Annotated in this window: 22 protein-coding genes; 4 read left to right on the top strand and 18 right to left on the bottom strand. The window is 73.3% G+C overall.

What is annotated here, in order from left to right:
• Positions 1-77: 77 nt before the first annotated feature.
• On the top strand, positions 78-749 hold the full coding sequence (locus HOO61_RS09570; RefSeq protein ID WP_172258482.1) for a hemerythrin domain-containing protein: 672 nt from the start codon (positions 78-80) through the stop codon (positions 747-749).
• A 30-nt stretch (positions 750-779) separates the two neighbouring features.
• On the opposite strand, the gene HOO61_RS09565 is transcribed toward HOO61_RS09570, so the two are convergent.
• The 12 genes from HOO61_RS09565 to HOO61_RS09510 form a co-directional block, all read right to left on the bottom strand.
• Positions 780-4,094, bottom strand: a complete 3,315-nt coding sequence (locus HOO61_RS09565; RefSeq protein WP_172258481.1) for a BTAD domain-containing putative transcriptional regulator — start codon at positions 4,092-4,094, stop codon at positions 780-782.
• A 54-nt stretch (positions 4,095-4,148) separates the two neighbouring features.
• Positions 4,149-4,811 carry a hypothetical protein gene (locus tag HOO61_RS09560; RefSeq protein ID WP_172258480.1) on the bottom strand — a complete coding sequence of 221 codons (663 nt, stop codon included), beginning with the start codon at positions 4,809-4,811 and terminating at the stop codon, positions 4,149-4,151.
• An 82-nt stretch (positions 4,812-4,893) separates the two neighbouring features.
• On the bottom strand, positions 4,894-6,129 hold the full coding sequence (locus tag HOO61_RS09555; protein ID WP_253942239.1) for a winged helix-turn-helix domain-containing protein: 1,236 nt from the start codon (positions 6,127-6,129) through the stop codon (positions 4,894-4,896).
• Positions 6,130-6,131: 2 nt separating this feature from the next.
• Positions 6,132-6,812, bottom strand: a complete 681-nt coding sequence (locus tag HOO61_RS09550) for a response regulator (RefSeq protein ID WP_367650106.1) — start codon at positions 6,810-6,812, stop codon at positions 6,132-6,134.
• Positions 6,813-6,868: 56 nt separating this feature from the next.
• Positions 6,869-7,483: a ribosome-associated translation inhibitor RaiA gene (raiA, locus tag HOO61_RS09545; RefSeq protein ID WP_172258479.1), complete on the bottom strand. Its 615-nt coding sequence runs from the start codon at positions 7,481-7,483 to the stop codon at positions 6,869-6,871.
• A 435-nt stretch (positions 7,484-7,918) separates the two neighbouring features.
• Positions 7,919-8,623 (bottom strand): ComF family protein, encoded by a 705-nt coding sequence (locus HOO61_RS09540; RefSeq protein ID WP_367650104.1) that lies wholly within the window; start codon positions 8,621-8,623, stop codon positions 7,919-7,921.
• A gap of 58 nt (positions 8,624-8,681) precedes the next feature.
• A complete protein-coding gene (locus tag HOO61_RS09535) occupies positions 8,682-10,400 on the bottom strand; it encodes a GerMN domain-containing protein (protein WP_172258478.1) in 1,719 nt (572 codons plus the stop codon).
• A 38-nt stretch (positions 10,401-10,438) separates the two neighbouring features.
• Entirely contained in the window at positions 10,439-12,034 is a 1,596-nt protein-coding gene (gene mtrB, locus HOO61_RS09530) for an MtrAB system histidine kinase MtrB (protein WP_172258830.1), read from the bottom strand.
• 16 nt (positions 12,035-12,050) lie between these two features.
• Positions 12,051-12,749, bottom strand: coding sequence for an MtrAB system response regulator MtrA (gene mtrA / locus HOO61_RS09525; RefSeq protein WP_172258477.1), 699 nt, complete (start codon positions 12,747-12,749; stop codon positions 12,051-12,053).
• Positions 12,750-12,802: 53 nt separating this feature from the next.
• The gene (ahcY, locus tag HOO61_RS09520; protein ID WP_216658764.1) at positions 12,803-14,254 is read right to left on the bottom strand and encodes an adenosylhomocysteinase; all 1,452 of its coding nucleotides are present in this window, start codon (positions 14,252-14,254) and stop codon (positions 12,803-12,805) included.
• A 92-nt stretch (positions 14,255-14,346) separates the two neighbouring features.
• The gene (locus HOO61_RS09515; RefSeq protein WP_172258476.1) at positions 14,347-15,462 is read right to left on the bottom strand and encodes a DUF808 domain-containing protein; all 1,116 of its coding nucleotides are present in this window, start codon (positions 15,460-15,462) and stop codon (positions 14,347-14,349) included.
• Positions 15,463-15,571: 109 nt separating this feature from the next.
• Positions 15,572-16,180: a GNAT family N-acetyltransferase gene (locus HOO61_RS09510; RefSeq protein WP_367650103.1), complete on the bottom strand. Its 609-nt coding sequence runs from the start codon at positions 16,178-16,180 to the stop codon at positions 15,572-15,574.
• A gap of 212 nt (positions 16,181-16,392) precedes the next feature.
• Between HOO61_RS09510 and HOO61_RS09505 the strand changes: the two genes are divergently transcribed.
• Positions 16,393-17,085: an isochorismatase family cysteine hydrolase gene (locus HOO61_RS09505; RefSeq protein WP_172258475.1), complete on the top strand. Its 693-nt coding sequence runs from the start codon at positions 16,393-16,395 to the stop codon at positions 17,083-17,085.
• A gap of 77 nt (positions 17,086-17,162) precedes the next feature.
• Complete coding sequence (locus HOO61_RS09500; RefSeq protein ID WP_172258474.1) at positions 17,163-17,513, top strand: HIT domain-containing protein; 351 nt, start codon at positions 17,163-17,165, stop codon at positions 17,511-17,513.
• 9 nt (positions 17,514-17,522) lie between these two features.
• Here the strand turns inward: HOO61_RS09500 and HOO61_RS09495 are convergent, their stop codons facing one another.
• The 3 genes from HOO61_RS09495 to HOO61_RS09485 are packed head-to-tail and all read right to left on the bottom strand — an operon-like array spanning position 17,523 to position 19,159.
• Positions 17,523-18,554, bottom strand: coding sequence for an SIS domain-containing protein (locus HOO61_RS09495; RefSeq protein WP_172258473.1), 1,032 nt, complete (start codon positions 18,552-18,554; stop codon positions 17,523-17,525).
• Between the two features lie 35 nt (positions 18,555-18,589).
• On the bottom strand, positions 18,590-18,760 hold the full coding sequence (locus HOO61_RS09490) for a Trm112 family protein (RefSeq protein WP_367650132.1): 171 nt from the start codon (positions 18,758-18,760) through the stop codon (positions 18,590-18,592).
• Positions 18,761-18,796: 36 nt separating this feature from the next.
• Entirely contained in the window at positions 18,797-19,159 is a 363-nt protein-coding gene (locus HOO61_RS09485; protein WP_172258471.1) for a DUF3499 domain-containing protein, read from the bottom strand.
• A 49-nt stretch (positions 19,160-19,208) separates the two neighbouring features.
• Here HOO61_RS09485 and HOO61_RS09480 point away from each other — a divergent pair, with 49 nt between their 5' ends.
• Positions 19,209-19,646 (top strand): metallopeptidase family protein, encoded by a 438-nt coding sequence (locus tag HOO61_RS09480; protein ID WP_367650102.1) that lies wholly within the window; start codon positions 19,209-19,211, stop codon positions 19,644-19,646.
• Between the two features lie 8 nt (positions 19,647-19,654).
• Here HOO61_RS09480 and HOO61_RS09475 read toward each other — a convergent pair whose 3' ends face one another.
• The 3 genes from HOO61_RS09475 to HOO61_RS09465 all read right to left on the bottom strand — a co-directional run bounded on the left by HOO61_RS09475 (position 19,655) and on the right by HOO61_RS09465 (position 24,280).
• A complete protein-coding gene (locus tag HOO61_RS09475; protein WP_172258470.1) occupies positions 19,655-21,040 on the bottom strand; it encodes a DUF5719 family protein in 1,386 nt (461 codons plus the stop codon).
• A complete protein-coding gene (locus HOO61_RS09470) occupies positions 21,033-23,948 on the bottom strand; it encodes a glycosyltransferase family 2 protein (RefSeq protein WP_172258469.1) in 2,916 nt (971 codons plus the stop codon). The genes HOO61_RS09475 and HOO61_RS09470 overlap by 8 nt, the downstream gene beginning before the upstream one ends.
• Positions 23,949-24,022: 74 nt before the next feature.
• Entirely contained in the window at positions 24,023-24,280 is a 258-nt protein-coding gene (locus tag HOO61_RS09465) for a WhiB family transcriptional regulator (RefSeq protein WP_056605988.1), read from the bottom strand.
• Between the last annotated feature and the right edge of the window lie 91 nt (positions 24,281-24,371).

Raw genomic sequence — 24,371 nt, 5'->3', positions numbered from 1 at the left:
TCTGCAAGCGATGCGCCGCACCGTGGAGGTCGAGTCGCCCGGACCCGCCGGGCGGCCGGGCACCGCAGGAGCACATCGTGAGCGCCACCGCAGCACTGCAGACCGACACCCGGGTGATGAACACCCTCCACACCTTCTTCCGCCGCGAGCACCGCCTCGCCGGCGGCCTGCTCCGCGGCGTCGCCGACGGCGACACCGCCCGCTCCCGCGTCGTGGGGCACCACCTCGACTTCCTCTCACGCGCGCTGCACCACCACCACACCGTCGAGGACCGGGTCCTGTGGCCGCTGCTGCTCGAGCGGGTGCCCGACGAGCTGGCACCGATCGTGCACCTGATGGAGTCGCAGCACGAGCGGGTCGACGGGCTGATCGGGGAGATCGGCACCCTGCTCCCCCGCTGGACCCTCGACGCGGACGCCGCCACCGCGGCCCGGCTGGCCGACCTGTTCGACACCCTCTACGTCCACCTCGTTGAGCACCTCGACGCAGAAGAGCAGCGCCTGCTACCGATCGCGGCCCGCACGGTGACCCAGGCCGAGTGGGACCACATGGGAGAGGTGGCGCGCCGCGAGGCGCCGCGCAAGGACGGCCTGCTGGCGCTCGGCATGTTCCAGCACGAGGGCGACCCGGAGGTCTTCGCGTCGATGATCGGGGACGCTCCCGGTCCCGTCCGGTGGCTGCTGCCGAGGCTGGCGCGCCGGGCGTTCCGCCGGCACGCCCTCGCCGTGCACGGCACCGCCACTCCCTGAGCGGGGGCCGACGGTCGCACCGCGACGCCCTCAGAGGCGGGCGAGCTCGGCCTCGGTGCGCGCCACCCAGGCCGGCAGGTCCAGCTCGTCGTGCACCCGGCGCGCCTCGAGCAAGTGCGTCCGTGCGGCGGCGGTGTCGCCCAGCACGGCGGCCAGCCGGCCGAGGGTGAGGCGCATGCTGCCGTGGAACCCCACCGGGACCGCGATGGCCAGGCGGTCGGCGTACGGCACCAGGGCGTCGTGGAGGTCGCGCGCGGCGTCGCGGTCGCCGAGGAGGGCCCACACCTCGGCGCGCAGCGGGACCAGGTACAGCCACAGGTAGTCGCGGACCAGCTCGGGCTGCTCGCCCCAGCTCCCGAGCAGGGTGCGCAGCTCGTCGAGGCGACCGGTGCGTGCGAGCGCGAGGGCGTGCCCCTCGCGCACGGCGGGGTGGAACCCGCGCAGCCCACGCAGCATCGGCTCCAGCTCGGCCAGCCGGCCCTGGAGGTCGCGCAGCTGCCACAGCTGGCACAACCCGATCCCGTTGCCCGACTCGGCGATCGTCGCCTGCAGCGCCTCCCCCTCCGCGATCATCCGCTCCGCGTCGTCGAGGCGCCCGTCGAGCTGGGCCCGCAGCGCGAGGCACCAACCCGTGACCATGAGGTTGGTGGACAGGTGGTGGCGCTCGGCGATCTCGTGGGCGCGTACGACGTCGGAGCGGGCGTCGTCGAGCCGGCGCAGCTCGGCGCGGTCCTGGGCGCGGCTGGACAGGGCGACCGCGTGGTCGAGCGGCTGGCCCTCGGTGGCGGCGAGCTCGACGATCTCGTCCGACAGGGGCATCCGGTGGTGCAGGAGCTCGGGACGGAGCAGCGCCCGGTGGGCCAGGCGCAGCACGGTCAGCTCGCGCTGGCCCCGGCGACCCGAGCGCCGCACCGCGGCGATCGCCTCGTCGGCCAGCCTGGTCGACTCCTCGACGGCGCCCGGCTTGTGCAGGTGCTCGGCGGCGAGCGCGGCCGTGAGGTGCGCCCGCGTGAGGACGTCGTCGGCGGGCAGGAGGTCGCGCACCGTGCGCCAGAGCGCGATCGCGTCGTCGTCGTACTCCGGGGCGACCCGCCACCCCCAGACGACCCCCTCGGTCACCGAGAGCAGGGCGTCCGCCGCGGCCCGCGGGTCCCCGCGGTCGAGGGCGGAGCGGGCGGCCTCCTCCACGGGCGGCCACGACTGCACGGCTCGCGAGGTGCGGACCAGGGCGCGGGAGTGGGCGACGAGGACGTCCTCGCGCTCGACGGCCTCGGCGGTCGGGTCCATCGCCTGCAGCTCCGTGGCGAGGGTGGTCATCCGCAACGCCTCGTCGTACGCCGACGCCTTCACGGCCTCGGCAGCCGCACGCCGGGCGAGCACCCAGCCCGAGCGGGCGTGGGCAGGACCGGCGAGACGGTAGTGCTCGGCGAGGTCTGCCGCGACCTCCCCGACGCGGCCGGCCCACACGCGTTCGAGGGCGGCGGCGACCTGGGCGTGCAGCCGGGCGCGCACCGGCGCCGGCAGCGCCTCGTCGAGGGCGTCGCGCACCAGGGCGTGGGTGAACCGGTAGCGACCGGGTCCCTCCTCGTCGACGAGGCCGAGGACCTGGGCCCCCTCGATCGCATCGGCCACGCCCGCGGCGTCGCCGGTGAGGAGGTCGAGCACCGCGACGTCGAAGCTCCGCCCTGCGACCGCCGCCGCACCGAGCACGTCGACGGCGCTCGCCGGCAGCTGCCGGGAGCGTTGGCGTACGACGTCGCGGACCCCGCCGGGGACGGCGCGCCACGCCGGCGCGCCGGCGTCCCCGAGCGCTCCCTCGCTCACCAGGAACCGGACCAGCTCGGTGAGGTAGAACGGGTTGCCGTCGGTGCGGTCGCGGAGCAGGGCCGCGACGTCGTCGGTCACGTGACGGCCCGAGCGGCGGCTCGCCCAGGCAGCGACGGCGTCGACCCCGAGCCCACCGAGGTCGACCCGCACCGGGTCGAGGCGGGCCAGCACGCCGAGCGCCTCGGCCAGGCCCTCGCCGACGTCGGCGGGCGCGACCCGGGTGGTGACGACGAGCACCGCGGGCACCTCCTCCAGTCCGCCGGCGACCCGGCGCAGCAGGCGCAGGCTCTCCGCATCAGCCCAGTGGAGGTCGTCCAGCACGAGGAGGACGGGCGCCCCGGCGCCCAGCGCGTCGAGCACCTCGTCGGCCTGCCGGAGGCTGACCGACGCCGCGTCGCCGGGGCTGTCCGTCGCGCCGGCCGCCGGGCCGAGCACGTCGCGGACCGACTCCGCTCCCAGCACCTGACCGAGCGCGCGCGACCAGGCGTGCAGTGGTGGCGACCCCTCGGCGTCCCAGCGCCCGCGCCCGACGCGGAACCCCTGTGCCGCGGCCAGCTCGGCGACCGCCTCGGCCAGTCGGGTCTTGCCGATCCCCGGCTCGCCGCCGACGACCACAACCCGACCCCGCCCGGCCGCGGCACCGGAGAACGCCGGGGCGACGGCGGCGAGGGCGTCCTCGCGGCCGAGCAGTGGGTCGTCGACCGCCGCGGCGGGTGCCGGGTCGACGACCGGCGCGGGCGACGGCGCCGCCGGCGCGGCGACCAGCGGCGCGTCGAGCTGCGGGTCCTGCCGCAGCACCAGCTCCTCGAGCCGCCGCAGCTCCGGTCCGGGGTCCACCCCGAGCTCGTCGGCGAGGTGCTCGCGCGCCCGGCGGAGGGTGGCGAGCGCGTCGCCCTGCCGGTGCGAGCGGTAGAGCGCGAGCGCGAGGAGCCACCACAGCCGCTCCTGCAGCGGGTTCGACCCGACGAGGCGCTCGAGCTCGGGGACGGCCAGGTCGTGCTCGCCGCGTCCCAGGCGCAGCTCCCACAGCCGTGCCAGGGCACCCGCCCGCAGCTCCTCCAGCCGCGTCGCCTCCGCGCGCACCGACGGCGTGTCCACGCCGGCGTACGCGTCCCCGCGCCACAGCCCGAGCGCGTCCGTCAGCAGGGCCGTGGCTCTGTCGTCGTCGGCCCGGCGGGCGTCGTGCAGGAGCGAGGTGAAGCGGCTCGCGTCGACGCCCTGCTCGTCCACGGCCAGCGAGTAGCCGGCCGCGTGCGTCCGCAGCCGCGTGGCGGCCGACCCCGGGGCCCGGTCGGGCTCGAGCGAGCGGCGCAGGCGGGCGACGTACGACTGCAGGGACGCCTCGACGCGGGCGGGCGGGTCCTCGCCCCAGATCTGGTCGATGAGCAGCTCGACGTGGACGGGTCGTCCGACGGCGGCCACGAGGAGCGCGAGCAGGGCGCGCGGCTTGGGCCCGCCTAGGTCGGCGAGCCCACCGGCGACCTCCACCTCGACATCGCCCAGCACCCGGACCTGCACGCGGCCACCCTAGGTGGCGCGGCAGGTCCGGGTCTTGTCGGATTTCGGGTACGTCTAGCCGACCAGCGCCGGCTCCGGGACCGAGGCGGTGCGCCGCCCGGGAGCGCCGGCCAGGCCGGTGGCCAGCGAGAAGAGCGCCAGCGCGATGCCTGCCACGGCGAAGACCGGGCTGAGCTCGGCCCGCGGGAACAGGATGGTGAGCGGGACGGAGAAGGCGTGCGCGAGGCCCGCCACGACGCCGACGAGGGCGATGCCTCGTCGCCAGCCGGTCCACACGCGCCCGAACGACCAGGCGAGGAGGACGATGGCCCAGCCGGTGACCGGGTAGAGCACGGTGGCCAGGCCGATGTGGGTCATGGCGACCGGTGCGGCGTGGCCGTGCGCGAGCTCCTCGGAGTCCACCACGGCGGCGAGGTGGAAGAGGGTCTCGATGACGTAGATCGAGACGATCACCGCGACGATCGTCAGGGTGCGCTGGATCGAGGCGGGCCAGGCACGTGAGCGGACCGCGGCCCAGAGGCCGAGCGCCAGCAGCACGGTGCTCACGGCCACGAGCGTGTGCCCGGGCACCCACTGCTCGTCGGCGGTCATGGTGGCGAGCTCCTGACGGAGCGTGTCGGAGCCGTCGGCGGCGGGGTGCATGGGGCCGCCGGCTGCGAGCAGGACGCCGGAGGCGACGAGCAGGAGGCGCCAGCCGTGGGTGCGGAACAAGGACATCAGAGGGACCTTTCGAGTCGGTGGTCGCACCACCGTCCCGGCCACCGCTTGCAGGACGCTTGACGTCGGCTGGCAGCGACCGTCAGCGTGCGGCGGCGGTCGACGCAGCCGCCAGTGCCGGTGCCAGGTCACCGCGCCCGCCGACCACCACGTCGTCGAGACCGAGCCAGCCTGCGAGCCGTCGCAGCTCGGCGGCCAGCTCGTCGGCGGTCTCCTCCGGAGCACCGGGCTCGGCGAAGGCGCCGGGGACGAGCAGGCGCCCCGTGGCCCGGTCGGCCTTGAGGTCCACCCGGGCCACCAGCCGGTCGCCGAGGAGGAACGGCAGGACGTAGTAGCCGTGCACGCGCTTGTCGGCCGGGACGTAGATCTCGATGCGGTAGAAGAAGCCGAAGAGCGCCTCCGCCCGGGACCGTTCCCACACCACCGGGTCGAAGGGGCTGAGCAGCGTGCGGGCGGCCACGCGTCGCGGCACACGGGCGTCGCGGTGCAGGTAGGCCTGGCGCTTCCAGCCCTGCACGGCCACAGGGGTGAGCTCCCCGGCCTCGACGAGGTCGTCGACCGCCACCTTCACGCTCGCCTTCCCGGGCGCGGGCTGGAGGCGCAGGCGGTAGTAGTCGGCCAGGCACGCGCTGCTCGCGACGCCGTGCGAGCGGGCCGCGCGGCGTACGAGCTCGGTGACGGCCTCCTGCGGCGTCGGCGTCGGTGCCGCGAGGACGGCGGCCGGCAGCACCCGCTCGGGCACGTCGTAGAGCACCTCGAACTGGCTGTTGCGCCCGGCGATGGCGACCTCGCCCACGAGGTAGAGGTAGTCGAGGACCTTGCGCGCCTCCGACCAGTTCCACCCCCAGTGCTCCTTCGTGCGCGGGCCGGTGCTGAGCTCGTCCTCGAGGTCGCGCGCGGTGACCGGTCCACGGTCGCGCACGGCGTCGAGCACCTGCGGCTCGAGCGTCGCGTCGGCGGAGAAGCCCCACTTGCCACGCTCGGCGCGGTAGGACTCCATCCGGTGCCGCATCAGCGGCCACAGCTCGACCGGCATCAGCGCCTGGACGTGTGCCCAGTACTCGACCAGCCGGCGAGGGCGGTGGGGCGTCCCGTGCTGGGCGCGTCGCAGCAGCTCCACGTCGTAGGGCCCCATCCGCGAGTAGAGCGGCATGAAGTGGGCGCGCTGGAGCACGTTGACCGAGTCGACCTGCAGCACCCCGGTGCGCGCCAGCGTGCGGTCGAGCGTCGCCATCGTCGGCGTGGCGTGCGACCGGTCGGTGAAGCCCTGCGCGGCCAGGGCGACGCGGCGCGCCTGGAGACGGGTGAGCGACTCCAAGGTCAGGGCAGGTCGAGGAGCTTCTCGCGCATGGCGTACATGACGGCCTCCATGCGGGAGTGGAGCTGCAGCTTCTCCAGGATGTTGCGGACGTGGTTCTTCACGGTGTTCTCGGAGATGAAGAGCTCCTTGGCGACCTCGCGGTTGTTGAGGCCCTTGGCCACCAGCCGCAGGACCTCGAGCTCGCGCTCGGTGAGGCGGAGGGCGGGGCCCTGCTCGCGCTCGGGCTTCGACATCTGCTTGAACTCGTCGATGAGCTTGACCGCCATCGACGGGCTGATCAGCGACTGGCCCTCGTTGACCACGCGGATGGCCTGGGCGACCTCCTCGATCGAGGAGTCCTTGAGGAGGTAGCCGGCGGCGCCGTTCTTGACCGACTCGTAGAGGTCGGCCTCCTCGTCGGAGACGGTGAGCATGATGATCTTGGTGGCCGGCACGGCCTCCTTGATCGCGCGGCACGCCTCGACGCCCGTGCGTCGCGGCATCCGGACGTCGAGCAGGATCACGTCGGGCGCTGTGGTGATGGCCAGCTCGGTGGCGGTGATGCCGTCGGCGGCCTCGCCGACGACCTCGATGTCGATGTCACCGCCCAGCAGCATGATGAGGCCACGGCGGAAGAGCTCTTGGTCGTCGACGACCAGGACACGAACGGGTTCGTTCCCAGCGGATGTTGCCTCGGTCACGCGCGCATCATGTCATGCGCGCGTGACCGTTGGCAGGGGGTCGCCTCGGTCTCGGGTCAGTCGACCTCGAGGGAGATGACTCCGTAGTCGTAGCCGCGCCGGCGGTAGACCACGGCCGGCCGCTCGCTCTCCTTGTCGACGTAGAGGTAGAAGTCGTGCCCGACGAGCTCCATCTCGTAGAGGGCCTGGTCGAGCGTCATCGGGACCGCGGCGTGGGACTTCTCGCGCACCACGAGCGGGCCGTCGCCGGTCACGGTGATCGGCCCGACCTTGCGCTCGACGACGTCGTCCTCGTCGCCGGAGGTGTCCTCGAGCTCGGGCATCGCGGCCAGCGCCTCACCGACCGAGACGTGGTCGTTGCGTCCCTTGTGCACGCGGCGCCGGTCGGCGGCGCGTCGCATCTGGGCCTGCATCTTGTCGAGGGCCAGGTCGAGGGCCCCCATCTTGTCCTCGGCGGCAGCCTCCGCACGGATCACCGGCCCCTTGGAGAACGCGGTGAGCTCGACCTTGGTGGACCGGTCGTGCTGGCGGGGGTTCTTCTCGAGCTCGACCTCCACCTGGACGCGCATGATCCGGTGATCGTGCTTCTCCAGGCGGCTGAGCTTCTCGGACACGTGCTCGCGGAACCGGTCGGACACCTCGCAGTGCCGTCCCGTGACCACAACCTCCATGTGAACCTCCTCAACTAGCGAACGGTCCGCACCCCTCCATTTCGCCGCGGCGGCACACCCGCCGGGGCAGGGTGGGATGGAGCCCGCCCGGCCGACCTGGTCTTCGACCCCACAACCGCCTGCTGAAGCGTTCGCAACTTCTCCGTCACTACTGGCCTTCTCCCGGCATCCGGCACATCTGGCGCCGGAGACGGGGCAGGACTTACTTCTAAGCCGCACCGTGATCGTCCGCCGGACAGCGCGCTGCAGGACAGCGCGGTGCCCGGGGACTTACGTGGACCGTTTCGCCTGCGACTGGCATCGGCTTGCCACGGGTCTGGCCTGGCGACGCACCTCGCGGTGCCGCGCGCAGCCCTCTCCGTGACGCAACCACGGACCCGGGCGGACTCCATGACAAGACGCTAGCCCCTCCACCGCCCCGGGCCAACCGCGGGGTCACCTGTCGGGCGGGACGGCCGGTCCGCGCCGTCTCGTGGCGGCCACCGCGGCGACCGCGACGGGCGGCAGACCGACCGCCTCGAGCGCCCGCTGCGCCTCGCGGGCGGTCGAACCGGTGGTCAGCACGTCGTCGCAGACCACGACGTGGGCGTGCCGGAGCCGACGCCCGAGGCGGGCGAGGGACGGGGACGGGCAGCGCATCGAACCGGCCATGTTGGCGGCCCGGCCGCCGGCGTCGAGACCGGCCTGGTCGGCGGCGCCCCGTGAGACGAGCAGCGGCGCGACCACCGCGGGACGGTGGCGGCGTACCCGCGCGGCGGCGACGTGGGTCAGCGCCGCCGTGGCCTCGTAGCCCCGTCGCCGGCCCGCGCCCGGCCGCGACGGCACCGGGACCAGCAGCAGGGGCACGCGCGGGTCCAGGTCGGCGGCGGCACCGTGGACCGCCCGGGCGAGGAGGTCGCCGAGCACCCGCCGGTGGCCCCACTGGCCACGGTCCTTGTGGCCCACCACCAGCGCGCGCACCGCTCCGTCGTACGCCTCCACGACCCATGGCGTCGCCAGCCCCTCGGGGACGGGCGTCGGCCAGGCCACCTGCGCGGTGCCGGACAGGGCCGCGCGGCAGGTCGGGCACAGCATCCGGCCTGGGAGGTCGCACCCCACGCACCGGCTGCCGAGGAACAGGTCGAGGGCCTCGTCGAGCACGCGTCCATGCCAGCAGGAGGCGTCGTACGACGACAACCGCCCGCGTGCCGCCTGTGGATCAGCCGACGTAGGTGAGCGACGTCAGCCCTGGGGCCAGGTCGGGCACCTCACGCTCGGGCCGGGTCAGGCTGAAGACGGACCGGCCCGCCACGGCGTAGATCTCGACGAGGTCCACGGGGGTGGACACGAGCGTGCGGAGGCGTCCGCGCAGGCTCGTCGCGCCGCCGGTGGAGATCTCGCCCGGAGCCCCGTCGACGGAGACCGTGCGCACCTGCGCGAGGTCGTCGGTGATGATGTCGCGCAGCACCGACACGGTCGTGGGCGAGCGCCAGGCGACGTCGCGGATGCGGGCGGTGTCCTCGGTCGGCAGCGAGAGGGACTGCGGCCGGGTGAAGCCGACGACGGCACCGGCGGCGTCGTGCCGGATCCGGACCGCGACGACGCGGTCGGTCGAGCCCCGGCGCACGACGGCCACCAGCCGGCTGCCGTCGCGCGAGACGATCAGCTCGCTCAGGCGACGGCCGGTGAGGCCCGGCACGGTCACCTCCCCGGCGACCCCGTCGGCGACCTGGATGACCCGGGCCCGTCCACCGTTGCGGTCGAGCACCCAGATCCGGTCGCGGTAGTCCCAGTGCGGAGCGGCGAGGTCGACGGCGCCGGCGACGACGGTCGCGAACTCGCCCGTGGGCGCCTCCGTCGGGGCGACCACCAGCTCGGAGCCGGTGGCGGTGGTGCCGGCCACCCGCGAGCCGGCGAGGTTGACCCCGATCGAGCGCAGGTCGACGGGGGGGTCCTCCTGCCCCAGCGGACCGAGGGTGGGTGCGAGCTCACCCATGCGTCCGGTGACCACCCGGCCCCGGTCGAGCGCGTAGAGGTCGGTGCTGGCGGGTACGCCGTTGGGGTCGTAGGCGCTGCCGAACTGGAGGCTCACCTGCGGGGAGCCGCTGGGGCCGACGATGGTCCGGCCGCCGATGCTGAGCTGCACGGCGCCGATGCGTGGCTCCTGCCGCAGCGTCCACACGAGCTGCGCCAGCATCCGCTCCGTCGTCAGCTCGTCCACCGCGTCGGGGTCGCCGGACAGGGAGACCTCGGCGACGCCGGAGACGATCGGGACCGACAGGCCGTGGGTGGTGCCGGGCGGGAAGTAGCTGCGGGCGACGTCGTCGAGGTCGGCCGAGGTGGTGGTGAGCAGCCCACGCACCAGCGAGGACGCGAGCTGCTCGCCCCGCGGCACGAACACCGGCTCGGGGACCATCACCTCGGTCGTCGGGTCGAAGTAGTAGAGCGAGGCCCGCTCGTACCAGTCGTCGAACCACGACTCCGGGACGACGAGGGCGTCGGGCACCTCGTCGATGCGCCACTCGCCGTCCTCCTTGACCAGGCCGATCGACAAGGTGGCGCCGGCGCGGGTGCGCTGCCAGGCGCCGCGGGCGTCGTAGAGGTTGACGTCGGTCATCGCCACGCGCACCGACGTGCCGGCGGTGACGTCACCGAGCTCGGAGTAGGTGATGATCTGCTGCTCCGGGACCCACTCCTCGGCCGCCTCGCGGGACAGGAACTGACGAGCGACGCGGGCGCTGACCGGGGTGGCCGTCATGGCCTCGAAGAAGCCGTCGACGATCTCGGAGGTGGCCTGGCCGGCCTGCGGGGGGCGGGGGTCGAAGGAGATGCCGGGCACGTCCTCGGCGACGCCGGTCCCCTCTGCCTCCTCCACCGGGCCGGAGGTCGGCATCTGCACGCAGCCGGCGAGCAGGCACGCGGCCACGACCGCGCCCACGACCCGAGCCGAGGTGCGCACTGGTGCGAGCAGGCGTTTCACGCCGTCTCCCGGGCGTCGACCGGCACGAGCGGCAGCGGCGAGTGGCGCAGCTGGGTGCCGAGCTGGCGGGGCAGGGTGAGCCGGAACTGGGCGCCCTCGCCGGGGCGGCCCCACGCCTGGAGCCAGCCGCCGTGCAGGTGGGTGTCCTCCAGCGAGATGGACAGGCCGAGGCCGGTGCCGCCGCTGGTGCGGGCCCGGGCCGGGTCGGCGCGCCAGAACCGGTTGAAGACCATCGCCGACTCCCCCGGCCCGAGCCCCACGCCGTGGTCACGCACCGCGATCGCGGCCGACTGGAGGTCGGCGCCGACGAAGATCTCGACGTCGCGGCTCTCGGCGTGGTCGATGGCGTTGGTGACGAGGTTGCGCACGATCCGCTCCACGCGGCGTACGTCGGCCTCCGCGACGCAGGGCGTACCGGGGTCGTGCAGCACCACGCGGGTGTCGCGCTGGGCGGCGAGCGCCGACGTCATGTCGACCACGCGGCGGGCCACGTCGAGGAGGTCCACGTCCTCGGTCTCGAGCACGGCGGCGCCCGCGTCGAAGCGGCTGATCTCGAGCAGGTCGGCCAGCAGCGTCTCGAAGCGATCGAGCTCCTTCTGCAGCAGCTCGGCGGCGCGACCGGTCACCGGGTCGAGGAAGGGCTTGGCGTCGTGGATGACGTCGCTGGCCATCCGCACGGTCGTGATGGGGGTGCGCAGCTCGTGGGACACGTCGGAGACGAAGCGGCGCTGCAGCCGGCTGAGCTCCTCGAGCTGGCGGATCTGCTTCTGGAGGTTGGACGCCATCTGGTTGAACGACGTGGCCAGGCGGGCCAGGTCGTCCTCGCCGGTGACGCGGAGCCGCTCCTGCAGCTGCCCGGCGGCGAGGCGTTCGGCCACGCGACGGGCCATCCGGATGGGGGTCACCACCTGCCGGGTCACCAGCCAGGTGAGGCCGGCCACGAGCAGCAGCAGCGGCACGCCGGCGATGAGCATCGCCCGCGAGACCAGGGCGAGCGTCTCCTGCTGCTCGGCCAGGGGGTAGAGGAAGTAGAGCGTGTAGGTGTTGTCGTCGGCGGGCAGGCGGACCTGGCTGCCGACGACGATGCCGGGCCCCTCGGGCAGGCCCTGGATCGGCCGGCTGGTCTGGATGTCGGTGTAGGTCCACGCCGTCGGGGAGAGCGAGTCGAAGCGCGCCTGCATGGACTCCGGCACGCTGGAGAGCTCGAGGCCCTCGGTGAACTTCGCACCACCGTCGGCCAGGCGCACCCCCTCGTCGATCGGCGGGGACAGCACGACGGCGAAGCCGGCGGTGGCGCCCCGCGTCTGGAGCGGCTCGACGAGGGCCTGCTGCTGGGCCGACTCGTCGACATCGACACCGAACGCCGCAGCCAGCGCCGCCCGGGCCGCCTCGGTCTCGCTCTCGGCCTCCTGCACGACGGCCTCGACCCGGTGGTCGAGCAGCCCCTCGCGGGTCTGCTGGATGAGGAACCAGCCCACGATGCCCACGACCGCCGCCGAGAGCAGGACCGTGCTGACCACGACACGCGCCTGCACCGAGCGCCGCCAGAAGGCGGGCCCGTGCCGCATCACCGGTGGGAGCCGGTCGCGCATGCTCACCCGTGGACCCCTAGGACTTGCCGGCCTTGTAGCCCACGCCGCGCACCGTCACGACGACCTCCGGGTTCTCGGGGTCGTGCTCCACCTTGGAGCGCAGGCGCTGGACGTGCACGTTGACCAGCCGGGTGTCGGCACTGTGCCGGTAGCCCCAGACCTGCTCGAGGAGCACCTCGCGGGTGAAGACCTGCCACGGCTTGCGGGCCAGGCACACGAGCAGGTCGAACTCGAGCGGGGTCAGGTTGATCGCCTCGTCCCCGCGCGTCACGGAGTGGCCGGCCACGTCGATCGACACGTCGCCGATGGTCAGGCCCTCGTCGGGCGTGACGTCGTTGCGGCGCACGCGCGCACGGACGCGGGCAATGAGCTCCTTGGGCTTGAACGGCTTGACGATGTAGTCGTCGGCGCCGGACTCCAGGCCGACGACCACGTCGACGGTGTCGCCCTTGGCGGTGAGCATCACGATCGGCACGCCCGACTCGGCGCGGATCTCCTTGCAGACGTCGATGCCGTCCTTGCCGGGGAGCATCAGGTCGAGCAGCACCAGGTCGGGCCGGTAGTCGCGGAACGCGTCGAGGGCCACGTCACCCCGGCCCACGATGCGGCTGTCGAACCCCTCCTGGCGAAGCACGATGGAGAGCATCTCCGCCAGGGAGGCGTCGTCGTCGACGACGAGCACGCTGCCGCGTGCGGGTTCGGCGAGGTCGGTCATGGCGCCAGTCTATTGGGGCGCCATGACCGACCTCAGCGGAACGCCGGTGCCGCTCAGTAGCGGTAGTGGTCGGACTTGAAGGGGCCCTCCACCGGGACGCCGAGGTAGGCGGCCTGCTCCTTGGTGAGCTCGGTCAGCTCGACGCCGAGGGCGTCGAGGTGCAGCCGGGCGACCTCCTCGTCGAGGTGCTTGGGCAGCACGTGCACGCCCAGCTCGTAGTCGTCGGCCTTGGCGAACAGCTCGATCTGGGCCAGCACCTGGTTGGTGAAGGAGTTCGACATCACGAACGACGGGTGCCCGGTGGCGTTGCCCAGGTTGAGCAGGCGGCCCTCGGACAGCACGATGACCTTCTTGCCGGGCTTGCCGTCCTCGGACGGGAAGATCCACTGGTGGACCTGCGGCTTGATCTCGTCCTTGACGATGCCGGGGATCTTGGCCAGGCCGGCCATGTTGATCTCGTTGTCGAAGTGGCCGATGTTCCCGACGATCGCCTGGTGCTTCATCTTGTGGAAGTGCTCGACGGTGATGATGTCGAAGTTGCCCGTCGTGGTGATGAAGATGTCGGCGGTCTCGACGACCGACTCGAGGCGCTTGACCTCGTAGCCGTCCATCGCGGCCTGCAGCGCGCAGATGGGGTCGATCTCGGTGACGATGACGCGGGCACCCTGGCCGCGCAGCGACTCCGCGGAGCCCTTGCCGACGTCGCCGTAGCCGCAGACGACCGCGACCTTGCCGCCGATCATCACGTCGGTGGCACGGTTGATGCCGTCGACCAGCGAATGGCGGCAGCCGTACTTGTTGTCGAACTTGGACTTCGTGACCGAGTCGTTGACGTTGATCGCCGGGAAGAGGAGGGTGCCCTCCTTGAACCGCTCGTAGAGGCGCAGCACACCGGTCGTGGTCTCCTCGGAGACGCCCTTGACCAGCGGCGCGCGCCGGGTCCAGCGCTGCGGGTCGGACTCGAGCGAACGGGCCAGGACGCGCAGCACCTCCTTGAACTCCTCGTTGTCGGTGGAGTCCTGCGACGGCACGGCACCGGCCTTCTCGTACTCGACGCCGAGGTGCAGCAGCATCGTGATGTCGCCGCCGTCGTCGAGCAGCATGTTGGGGCCGCCCTCGGCGAAGTCGAAGACCTTCTCCGCCTCGTCCCAGTACTCGGCGAGGGTCTCGCCCTTCCAGGCGAAGACCGGGACGCCCTGCGGGTCCTCGGGCGTGCCGCCCTTCGACGGGGGCCCGACGACGACCGCGGCGGCCGCGTGGTCCTGGGTGGAGAAGATGTTGCAGGTGGCCCAGCGGATGTCAGCGCCGAGGGCCGCGAGCGTCTCGATCAGCACGGCGGTCTGGATCGTCATGTGCAGCGAGCCGGCGATGCGCGCACCCTTGAGGGGCTGCTCCTTGCCGTAGCGCTCGCGCATGGCCATCAGGCCCGGCATCTCGTGCTCGGCGAGCTCGATCTCCTTGCGGCCGTAGGCAGCGAGGTTGAGGTCGGCGACGTTGAAGTCCATCGGTTGTCTCCTGGTGTGGTGGAGCCGTCTGCGCCGCACATCTGTGCGTCGTCGGGATCTCCCGCGCGGACCAGAAGAGGGTAGGACGCTCGTCAGCGATTCGGGGAATCCTCGGCGGGCGGGTCGACGCGCTTGGTGGCCTGCTCGTCGGAGGGCTCGTCGGCGTGCCCGTCACCGTGCTCGTCGGCGTGGCCCGAACCGTGCCCGCCGCCGATCCCGAAGGCGTGGAGGACTGCCAGGACGATCCCGCCCACCACCAGTCCGACGAGCCCGGACAGGACCGTGTTGAGCAGCCAGCCGAGGATGGAGCCGAGAGCCCCGCCCACTGCCTGGTGCACCTCTTCTTCCCAGTGGTGGATGAGGTCGTACGGCGCGTGCAGCGCGTCGCCGACCGCCGTACCCTCGAGCAGCCCGTCGTGGCCGCCGATCTCGTAGAGGCTGACCAGGAAGATGTGGCCACCGACCCACAGCATGGCGAGCGTGCCGATGAGCGAGATCGCCGTGAGCAGGCGCGGCATCGCGGAGACCAGGGCGAGGCCGAGTCGCTGTGAGCCCTTCGAGGGCTTCTCCGCGAGGTGGAGGCCTACGTCGTCCATCTTCACGATCAGCGCGACGACGCCGTAGACGAGGACCGTGATCAGCACGGCGACGGCTGCGAGGACGATGGCGCGCATCCAGATGCTGGCGTCGGGGTCGGAGCTGACGACCTCCTTCAGCGCGATGACCATGATCTCGGCGCTCAGGATGAAGTCGGTGCGGATGGCACCGGCAACCGTCTTCGCCTCGTGCTCGGGACTCAGCTCACCCGTGCTGGTGAGCTGTCCCTCCGCCTCCTCTGCCACGGGCTCGTGGCCTCGGACCTTCTCCCAGACCTTGTGGGCTCCCTCGTAGGCGAGGAAGCCACCGCCGAAGATCAGGATCACGGGCAGGAGCTGCGGCAGGAACTGCCCCAGCAGCACCGCGGCGGGCAGGATGAAGAGGAGCTTGTTGCGCAGCGAGCCGATCGCGATCTTCTTGATGATCGGCAGCTCGCGAGCGGCCGGGGACCCGTGGAGGTACTGCGGGGTGACGGCGGTGTCGTCGACCACCACCCCCGCGGCCTTCATGCTCGCCCGACCAGCGGCGGCGCCGACATCGTCCACGCTGGCTGCTGCGATGCGCGCGAGGGCGGCGACGTCGTCGAGGAGGGCGAACAGTCCGCCGGCCATGGGCGATCCTTCGGGGTCGTGGGACACGTGAGGTGTGGCCGGGCCAGCCTATCGGCGCCGTGCGCGACGTACGGCGCCGCCGTCGAGGTGTACGTCGCCACGACGGGGCTCACCGCAGCCGGCGCGGGTCTGACTGCCCTGGCGGACCGAAGGCCCCCACCTCCAGCCGCACCACCCAGCGCCACTTCGCGATCTGGCGGTCGCGGGCGAAGCCGAGATCCTCGTAGAGCGACTCCGGCCCGGTGTGGAGGTAGGCCCCGCGCTGCGGCTTCCGGTCGACGACCTGCTCGGGATATGCCTCCACGACTCCCCCGCCGCGCTGCCTGATCTCCTCGAGGACAGCGGTGACCGCTGCGCGGGCCACGCCCCGCTCGCGGTGCTTGCTGCCGGTGAAGATGCACCCGATCCGCCAACGCGGCAGCTCCTCGAGGTCCTTCTCGTAGGCCTTCGGGTTCTTGATGTGCGGGAGTTCCGCCGGGCTGCCGAACTGGCACCACCCCACCGCCTGGTCACCGTCGTAGACGAGGACCTGGTGCACCGTGCCCTCGCGCGTGTGCTTCTCCTTCGCCGCCCGGTGCTCCTCTGACGTGCCGCCCAAGCCCTCTGGATGGAAGCCCATGCACCAGCACCCGCCCCACACGCCGTTGTTCGCCTCGACCAGCGCCGCGAAGTCGTCCCACGTGTCGGGGGCGAGGAGCCGGGTCGTGTACGTCGTCACGGGTCCACGCTAGGTCGGTTTCCGGTCGATCTGCTTCAGGAACGGCCGCTCCCCCATTCCTCGACGGCCACGCCGGCGTGCTTCAGCTCGGACCCGCTGGTCGCCGCGAAGCCGGCGACGGTGTCACCACGAAGGATGACGAAGCAGTCGATGCCGCGACGCGCATCTCGCGGATGACGGGACGTGACATGCCCGGACACTAGCCTCGGCAGATGACCTCGCCCGTCGACACCGCCGACCACGACTGGTTCGTCGAGGAGCGGGAGCTCGAGAGGCACGAGGACCGCCGGGGCCGCCGCCACGCCTTCGAGCACCTCGACCCGCGACGCACGGCACTGGTCGTGGTCGACATCGTGCCGTTCTTCGTCCGCGAGTCGGCGTACGTCCGCGGTGTGGTGCCGCGGGTCAACCTCCTGGCCGCTGCGCTCCGCTCGGCGGGCGGCGTCGTGGCGTGGGTGGTGCCGGGCTACGCACCGCCGAGCGCCAAGGACCGGGAGTTCTTCGGTGACGAGGTGGCCGAGCGCTACGCCCGCTCGGGCGGCGACGGTCCACCCAGGTCGCGGCCGGACCCCTCGCTCGCGGTCGCCCCGGACGACCTCGTCGTCGAGAAGACCGCACGCAGCGCCTGGTCCCCCGGCTCCTCCGACCTCCCCGACCTCCTCGCGGCCCGCGACGTCGACACGCTGGTCGTCACGGGCACGGTCACCAACGTGTGCGTCGAGCACACAGTGCGCGACGCGAGCACCGCCGGGCTGCGCGTCATCCTGGTCGCCGACGCGTGCGCCGCCATGCGCGACCAGGACCACAACGCCACCCTCCACGTCGTCCACCGCTCCTACGGCGACGTGCGCCCGACCGACGACGTGCTCGACCTGATCGCCGCCGGGAAGCGCGCGACGCGCTGATCGTGGAAGATCCGAGTCACCTGATGACTCAAAATCTCCACGAACTGTCTGTGTTGATCCGCTGCGAGGATGTCTCGATGAACGACACGAGCGCCTACACGGGCGACGACTTCTACTGCGACGTGGCGATCCCCCGTGCCGTCCCGCTGGAGGTCGTGAACGAGGACGACCTGGTTCTCGCCTACCACCACACACGGCCGTTCTGGCAGGTCCACCTCGTGGCGGTGCCCAAGCGGCACATCGCCTCGTTCACCACGATCGGGCCGGGCGACGAGGCCGACGTCCGAGCGCTCCTCGGGGTCGTCCAGCGGCTCGCGCGTGAGGTCGAGGAGAAGCACGGCGCGGCCGCAGTGCTGACCAACCTCGGCACCTACCAGGACTCCAAGCACCTCCACGTCCACGTGCACTCGGGCCCGCAGGTGCGCTGAGCGCCGAGGCTAGTCCTCGACGAGCCCGACGCGGAGGTACTCCGCGGCGTAGGTGCCGGTGAGCAGCAGCGAGGCGTAGCGCGCGACCTCGGCGTCGGCGTCGGTCTCGAGCACCTCGACCCGTACGCCGTGGCGCGCGGCGGCGGCCTTCAACGTGCCCGTCTGCTCGCGCACGACCGGGTCGTCGGACCGGTCGTCGAGGATGAGCAGCAGCGGTCGGAGGTCGCCGGGCTCGTCGGCGAACGGGTCGGCGAAGACGTCGTGGGGCCGGGTGGCCTCGATGACCGGGAGCAGGTGCTCCGCGTCGCCGGCGAGCGCGGACCGGCCGGTCGTACGACGCAGCGACTCGGCGAGCCGGCGGGCCGCCCGGGCCGCCAGGACGGAGCCGCCCCAGACGAGCGGGTTGGTATCGGCCATCGCGATGGCCAGCATCTTGGCGGGGTTGACGGCGAGGTCGCGGTGCGGCGAGCAGTCCTCGGCGACCCGGTCGAGCGAGGCCGCGACCGACTCGGCGTCGGCCTGGGGGCCGAGGTGGACGTGCGCGAGGTAGTCGAGCACGACGACCGCCGTCGCGAGCTGGTCGCCCGTCACGGTCGGCAGCAACGTCACGTGCCGACCGGCGGCGTGCTCCCCCACGAGCGAGCGCTCGGGGCACGCGACCACCACCTGGGCGCCGCGGCGTACGGCTTCGGCGACGGCCGACGCCGACCCGTGGTCGTTGCCCTCGGGCGCGAGCATGACGACGAGATCGAGGGCTCCCGCCCACCCGGGCAGGCCGGGGTTGGGCCACGCCACGAACGGCACCGGGCACCACGGCTCGAGCACGGCGCGGAGCAGACGGGAGTCGGGGCCGGCCGCGATCACCGCCCGTGGCCGGGCCTCGTCACGACCCCGCGCGATGGCCTCGGCGGTCGCCTCAGCGGACTCGTGGGCCTCCCGACGCACGCGCGCACCGCTCTCAGCGAGCGTGCGCAGCCGGAGGTCGACCGTCTCCAGCACCCCGGCGTCGTCCAGCCGGGCCTCGTCGAACCAGGTCGCCACGGCCAGCTCCTCGGGGTCGTCGGGCGGAAGCGTCGTCAGGCGGGCTTGCGGGCCTCGTCGACCAGCAGCACCGGGATGTCGTCGCGGACCGGGTAGGCGTTGCCGCACCCCTGGCACACGAGCTCGTCGCCACCACCGGAGGTCGTGGGTGCGAGCTCGCCGTGGCAGGCCGGGCAGACGATGATGCTCAGCAGCTGCTGGTCGATGTTCACGCCGATGATCCTAGGGGGTGCCGGGCACCGTCAGTCAGTGGGCGCGAGGACCCGCAGGTGACCGCGCTTGGAGCCGCGGGTCGGGTCGTCGGTGGAGTGCAGCGGCACCGGCGCCGGGGCGGGGCGGGCCGCCTCGCGGACCGCGTCGGCCAGCGCCAGCAGGTCGTCGCTGCTCGGCCCCTGGGCCTTGGGGTCGGGCGCCAGGCGGAGCACCTCCCACCCGCGCGGGGCCGACAGCCGCTCGCTGTGCACCTCGCAGAGGTCGTAGGCGTGCGGCTCGGCGTACGTCGCCAACGGCCCCAGGACGGCGGTCTGGTCGGCGTAGACGTAGGTCAGCGTGTTGACCGCAGGACGGCCACACGCCGTCCGCGAACAACGACGGGCAAGGCTCACGGCGCCGACGCTACCCGCCGGACACACGCGGGGCGCTTAGGCTCGCGGCGTGGACATCGAGGCGGGCGAGGCGAGGCGCCGGACGCGGGACAGGCGGGGCCGCGGCATGCGCGGACCGGGCGTGCTGCCCGAGCGACCGGGCACGCCGGCACTGCGGACCGCGCGGCAGCGCTTCGACCAGCTGGTGCTCGACGTGGTGACCCCGCTGGACGAGCGGTGGCAGAGCCACCTCGGGCTGGTGGAGTACGCCGTCGAGGACGCGCCGATGCTCCCCGACGACTGGCCCGACGAGACCGTTCCGCTGTCGTCGCTGGTGCGCGGCAAGGGGCAGGAGCCGACCCGGCTGGTCATCTTCCGCCGCCCGATCGAGCACCGGTCGACCTCGCGCGACGAGCTCGAGGCCATGGTGCACACCGTCGTGGTGGAGCAGCTGGCCGAGCTGCTCAACCTCACGCCGGGCCAGGTCGACGAGAGGTACGCCGACTAGCGTCCGGCCTACCGCTGGGCGGGACGCACGTCCGCGACCTCGCTGGTCGTCCCGAGCTGCGCGAGCGGGAGGACCGAGAGTCCGCTGTCGCTGACCTCGACGGACAGGACCGCGCTGGTGCGCTCCACGCCCAGCTGGGCGAGCACCGCCTCGTCGGGCACCCGGATGCGCGCCGCCGTGGAGGGGTCGACCTCGACACGGCGCTCGCGGACCACCGCGTCGCCATTGGAGTCCCAGGCCCGGAGCACCACCACGCCCGGCGCGGTCGCGCCGGTGACGACGACGCGCTTGGCCCCGGCGGGCAGGGCGACGGCTGCGTCGCCCTCGACCGACGACCCCGCCGACGTCAGCGCGAGGTCGGTCGCGGTCCGGGTGCGGAGCGTGGCGGTGACCGGCCCGGTCGCCTCGAGCCGGAGCGCCTGCACGCCCTGCAGGTTGCGCCCGCGCAGCACGCCGCTGAGGTCGACCTCGGTGACGGTCGCCGGGTCGAGGCTCACCTCCTCGACCCCCGACGGGGCGAACTCGCTCTCCTCGCTGACCAGCTCGAGCGCGACCCGCACCTCGCTGTCACCGGGGTTGGCCAGCGTGAGCACACGGTCGGCGGCGCTCGTGCCGATCCCGGCGACGTACGACGTCGCGGCGGGCGCGGACTGCGCGGGGAGCCACTCGCGGACCGGGCGGTCGCGCCCGACCGGGTCGACCACGTCGACCACGCTGGACGCGAGCCGGCCGCGCGAGACGGCGACCCGCACGGCCAGCGCGTCGCGGTTGGGCACGACGTCCGAGAGGTCGAAGGAGGTGGACCGGCCGCCCGGCACGCGGACGCCGCGGAGCGCGGGCACGTCGACGAGCCCGCTGCCGTCCCAGACGGTGACGTCGGCGACCGCGGGACCGCGGTCGGGGTTGATGAGGGTGAGCGTGGAGGTGTGCTCGGCCGACGCACCGACGCCGGTGAACCACCGCTCGGGCGTCGGCTGGTCGCACCCGGTCGCCGAGCCGCCGCCGGACCGCGATGCGACGAGCCCCGGGGCCAGCTCGCCGCTGCCGTTGACCACGACGTACTGCCGCTCGGTGCGGGACGCGACGCCCCCGGACAGCTCCTGCGTGTCCTCCCGGCGTCCCACGCGTAGCGCCAGCTCGCCCGAGGCCAGCGCCGTGGTCCCCATGCGGACCTCGTCGGCGCCGGGCAGGCGCGCAGGGCAGACGGCGGTGACGCGGTCGAGGGGTGCCTCGGTGGGGGCGAAGGACGACGGCGCCTGCTCGGCCGGTCGCACCAGCGCGAGGGCCGCGACGGTGAGCAGCGGGATGAGCACGGCGAGGATCGTCACCGGCGACGGGCGGGTGCGGGTGGTCTCGGCCGCGCGACGGCGACCCCCTTCTGTGGGCTCAGGCATCGCGGTCCCCCTCCCGGCGCTGTCGGACGGTCGGGGCGGCGAGCACGAGCGCGAGCACGACGGCGAGGCCCTGCACGACGAGCAGCGCCGTGCGCCACCACGGGCTCGGACCGTCGAGGGACGCCGGGTCGAGGGGCCGGTCGACACGCCAGGCGCGGGTGGTGCGGTCCTCGGCGCTCGCCTGCTCGAGCCCGGCGGTCGCATCGAGCAGCGAGGAGATCCGACCGTCGGCGGGCGAGGCGAGGACGACGTACTCCACGCCGCGTGCCCCCAGGTCGGCCACCACGGTGGGCGTCGGCGCGGACACCAGGTCGCGCACGTCGCTGGTCAGCCCGGCGTCCTCGTCGGCCAGGGTGAGGATCTCGTCCTCCCCCACCGTCGTGCCGTCGTCGCGGCGGATGCGGTAGGTGACGCCGTCGTCCACGGACCCCGACAGCACCAGCACACCGTGCTCCTGGCCGAGCAGCGAGCTCTGCTGCATGTAGACCGGGACGGACTGCTCGGCGTCGCGGGCCAGGACGTCGTCCTGCTCGGCGGTCAGCCACCAGCCGAGGCCGCCGAGGGGCACGGCCGCGGCCACCACGGCGAGCGCGACGGCGAGACCGCGCTGCCACCACGGGTGGTGGTCGGCGAGGCGCCGCAGGTAGGCGTCGGCCCCGAGCACGACCGCCACGACCCAGGTGCCCTGGAGGATCACCACGAAGAGTCCGAGGCTCGGCCGGGTGGTCACGGACGGGAGGTCGAGGGTCACGTGCGACAGCACGCCGGAGACGACGGCGGCCGCCAGCGCGACCAGCCAGCAGATGAGCACCGGCACCCGCGTGCTCCGCGGGATGAGGGCCGCGACGGCCAGCAGGCCGAGCACTGCCCCGAGCCACCCCGGCGCACCGAGGTCGTTCAGCCGGCCGGTCACGAGGCCGCCGAAGGTCACCTGGTCGACGGTGAGGCGTCCCGCCTCCAGCAGCAGCCCGGCCCCGGAGCCGGTGGTGAGCAGCGGCAGCAGCCAGGGCGCGAGCAGCACGGGTGTCGCGGCCACGGCGACCACCGGCGGGCCCCAGCTGTCGCGCTCGCGCAGCAGGCGCGGGGCGATGACGGCCGCCGATCCGAGCACGACCGCGGTCGCGAGCAGGGCGAAGAGCCAGAAGCCGGGCACGAACGCGGCGCCGAGGGCCAGGAGCACGGCCGTGCGCCAGGCGGCGCGCCAGCGTCGGTCGCGGTCCGGGTCGACGAAGCCGAGTGCGGCGTGCGCGGTCCAGGGCAGCAGCGCGGCGACCGCGACCGTCCCGAAGCGGCCCTCGCTCCAGGCTCCGGCGGTGACCGGGACGAGGGCGTAGGTCAGCGCGCCCCACACCACCAGCCACCGCGGCAGCCCCAGCGGGTCGACGAGCCGCCCCACCACCTTCAGCAGGCGCCACGCGCCCCACGCCGCTACGGGGACCGCGAGCAGCATGAGGCCGGAGACGACGGCACCGGTGTTCCCGAGCAGGACGGAGGCGGCGAGCGCGAACGGCAGCACGTAGGCCGGGGCCGGCACGTCGGTGCCGGTGCCGAGCGGGTGCCAGCTCGACACGTGCAGCCGCCACCAGTCCGCCGCGGCGTCGGGCACCGGTGACAGCGCGCCGCCGGTGATCGTCCCGAAGGCCTCGCGCGCGCCGAGCACCGCCAGCACGCCGAAGAGCGCCAGCACCACGGCGACCGGGTTGGTGAAGAAGCGGGCGACGAAGCCGGTGTCGGTGAGGTAGGCGTCCTCGTCGTCGTTCGACGTGCCGGCACCGCGGCGCTCGTCGCGCGCGGCCGGTCCACCTCCCGGCGCGGACTCCGCCCGGGCGATGCGGCGCCGCTCGGCGACGTCGGAGGCCTGATTGGTCGCGGCGGAGACGAGGTCGGTGACGAAGTCGAGGCCGTGGCGGTAGGGCAGCCACCACGGGGCGAGCAGGCGCCGTACGTCGGCGGGGTCGCCCTGCCGCAACCGGGCCCGCTCGCGTCGCGCGGCGAGGAGCTGCCGAGGGCGTCCGTGCACGGACAGCGCTGCCGCGAGCTCGTCCAGCGCCTCCCCCACCGAGCGCACGGCGAGGAAGCCGACCACGCGCAGCAGCGAGCCGAGGAAGAGCCGGACGTACTGCCAGGCGAACCCGCGCGAGGACACGTTGGCGAGCGACGTGAGGAGGGCGGCGCGGCGCTCCTGGTAGTGCGTGTGGCGCCCGGTGAGGGGCGTACGCCGGATCCCGCGGTGCGCGGCCTCGGCGTGGAAGACCACGGCCTGCGGCACGACGAGGGTGCGGTGACCGGCCAGCGCGGCGCGCCAGCCGAAGTCGATGTCGTTGCCGAAGATGGGCAGGTCCTCGTCGAGCCCGCCCAGGGACTCGAGCACGGACCGCCGCACGAGCATGCCGGCGGTGTTGACCGCGAGCACCTCGCGCACCTCGTCGTGCTGGCCCTGGTCGTACTCGCCGCGCTCCAGACCGGTCTCGCGGTGTCCGGTGCCGGTGATCGTGAGGCCGACCTCGAGGAGGCGGCGCAGCGAGGGCCACTCGCGCAGCTTGGGGCCGAGGATGGCCACCGTCGGGTGCTCCCGGGCAGCGTCGAGGAGCTCGGCGAGCGCCGTCGGAGCAGGGTTGCTGTCGTCGTGGAGCAGCCAGACCCACTCGTCGTCGCCCGACGCCTCGGAGGGCGGCGCCAGGTCCAGGCCGTGGCGCACCGCGGCGGGGTAGCTGGTCGACCCGGGCACCACGTCGACGACGGCCTGCTCGCCGAGGGCGTCACGGAGGAGGGCGACGCTGTCGTCACGGCTCGTGGTGTCGACGGCCACGACACGGTCCACCGGGAGGGTCTGCCCGCTCAGACCGGTCAGGACTGCTGGGAGCCACCGCGCCCCGTCATGACTGACGAGAAGCGCTGTGACGATCACCGGAGCACCCTAGCGACGGGTCCCCGAGCCGCCGAAATGCCGACGGGGTGGAGCGACGGAGGTGGAGCGGAGGCTCAGACGGCCCGCTTCTTGAGCTTGCGGCGCTCGCGCTCGGACAGACCGCCCCAGATGCCGAAGCGCTCGTCGTTCATCAACGCGTACTCGAGGCAGTCGTCGCGGACCTCGCACGTCAGGCAGACCTTCTTGGCCTCCCTGGTGGAGCCGCCCTTCTCGGGGAAGAACGCCTCGGGGTCCGTCTGCGCGCACAAGGCGCGGTCCTGCCAACCGAACTCCTCGCCCTCGGGCTCGAGAAGAAACAGTTCTGCTCTCATGGCTGACGCCCTTTCGACCCTGTTTTCAGAACTGGACGAGACACTGGAAACAACCTAACGACACTGTGGGAATTACATGCCTGTCGTACCC

Source organism: Nocardioides sp. zg-1230, assembly GCF_013155335.1.
Taxonomy (GTDB): Bacteria; Actinomycetota; Actinomycetes; order Propionibacteriales; family Nocardioidaceae; genus Nocardioides.
This window is presented reverse-complemented; position numbering and strand designations above follow the sequence as displayed.

Coding starts and splice junctions, on each gene's coding strand:
- HOO61_RS09560 (WP_172258480.1), bottom strand. CDS start 4,811: ATGTCCTTGTTCCGCACCCACGGCTGGCGCCTCCTGCTCGTCGCCTCC.
- raiA (WP_172258479.1), bottom strand. CDS start 7,483: ATGGAGGTTGTGGTCACGGGACGGCACTGCGAGGTGTCCGACCGGTTC.
- mtrB (WP_172258830.1), bottom strand. CDS start 12,034: ATGCGCGACCGGCTCCCACCGGTGATGCGGCACGGGCCCGCCTTCTGG.
- mtrA (WP_172258477.1), bottom strand. CDS start 12,749: ATGACCGACCTCGCCGAACCCGCACGCGGCAGCGTGCTCGTCGTCGAC.
- ahcY (WP_216658764.1), bottom strand. CDS start 14,254: ATGGACTTCAACGTCGCCGACCTCAACCTCGCTGCCTACGGCCGCAAG.
- HOO61_RS09515 (WP_172258476.1), bottom strand. CDS start 15,462: ATGGCCGGCGGACTGTTCGCCCTCCTCGACGACGTCGCCGCCCTCGCG.
- HOO61_RS09505 (WP_172258475.1), top strand. CDS start 16,393: ATGACCTCGCCCGTCGACACCGCCGACCACGACTGGTTCGTCGAGGAG.
- HOO61_RS09500 (WP_172258474.1), top strand. CDS start 17,163: ATGAACGACACGAGCGCCTACACGGGCGACGACTTCTACTGCGACGTG.
- HOO61_RS09475 (WP_172258470.1), bottom strand. CDS start 21,040: ATGCCTGAGCCCACAGAAGGGGGTCGCCGTCGCGCGGCCGAGACCACC.
- HOO61_RS09465 (WP_056605988.1), bottom strand. CDS start 24,280: ATGAGAGCAGAACTGTTTCTTCTCGAGCCCGAGGGCGAGGAGTTCGGT.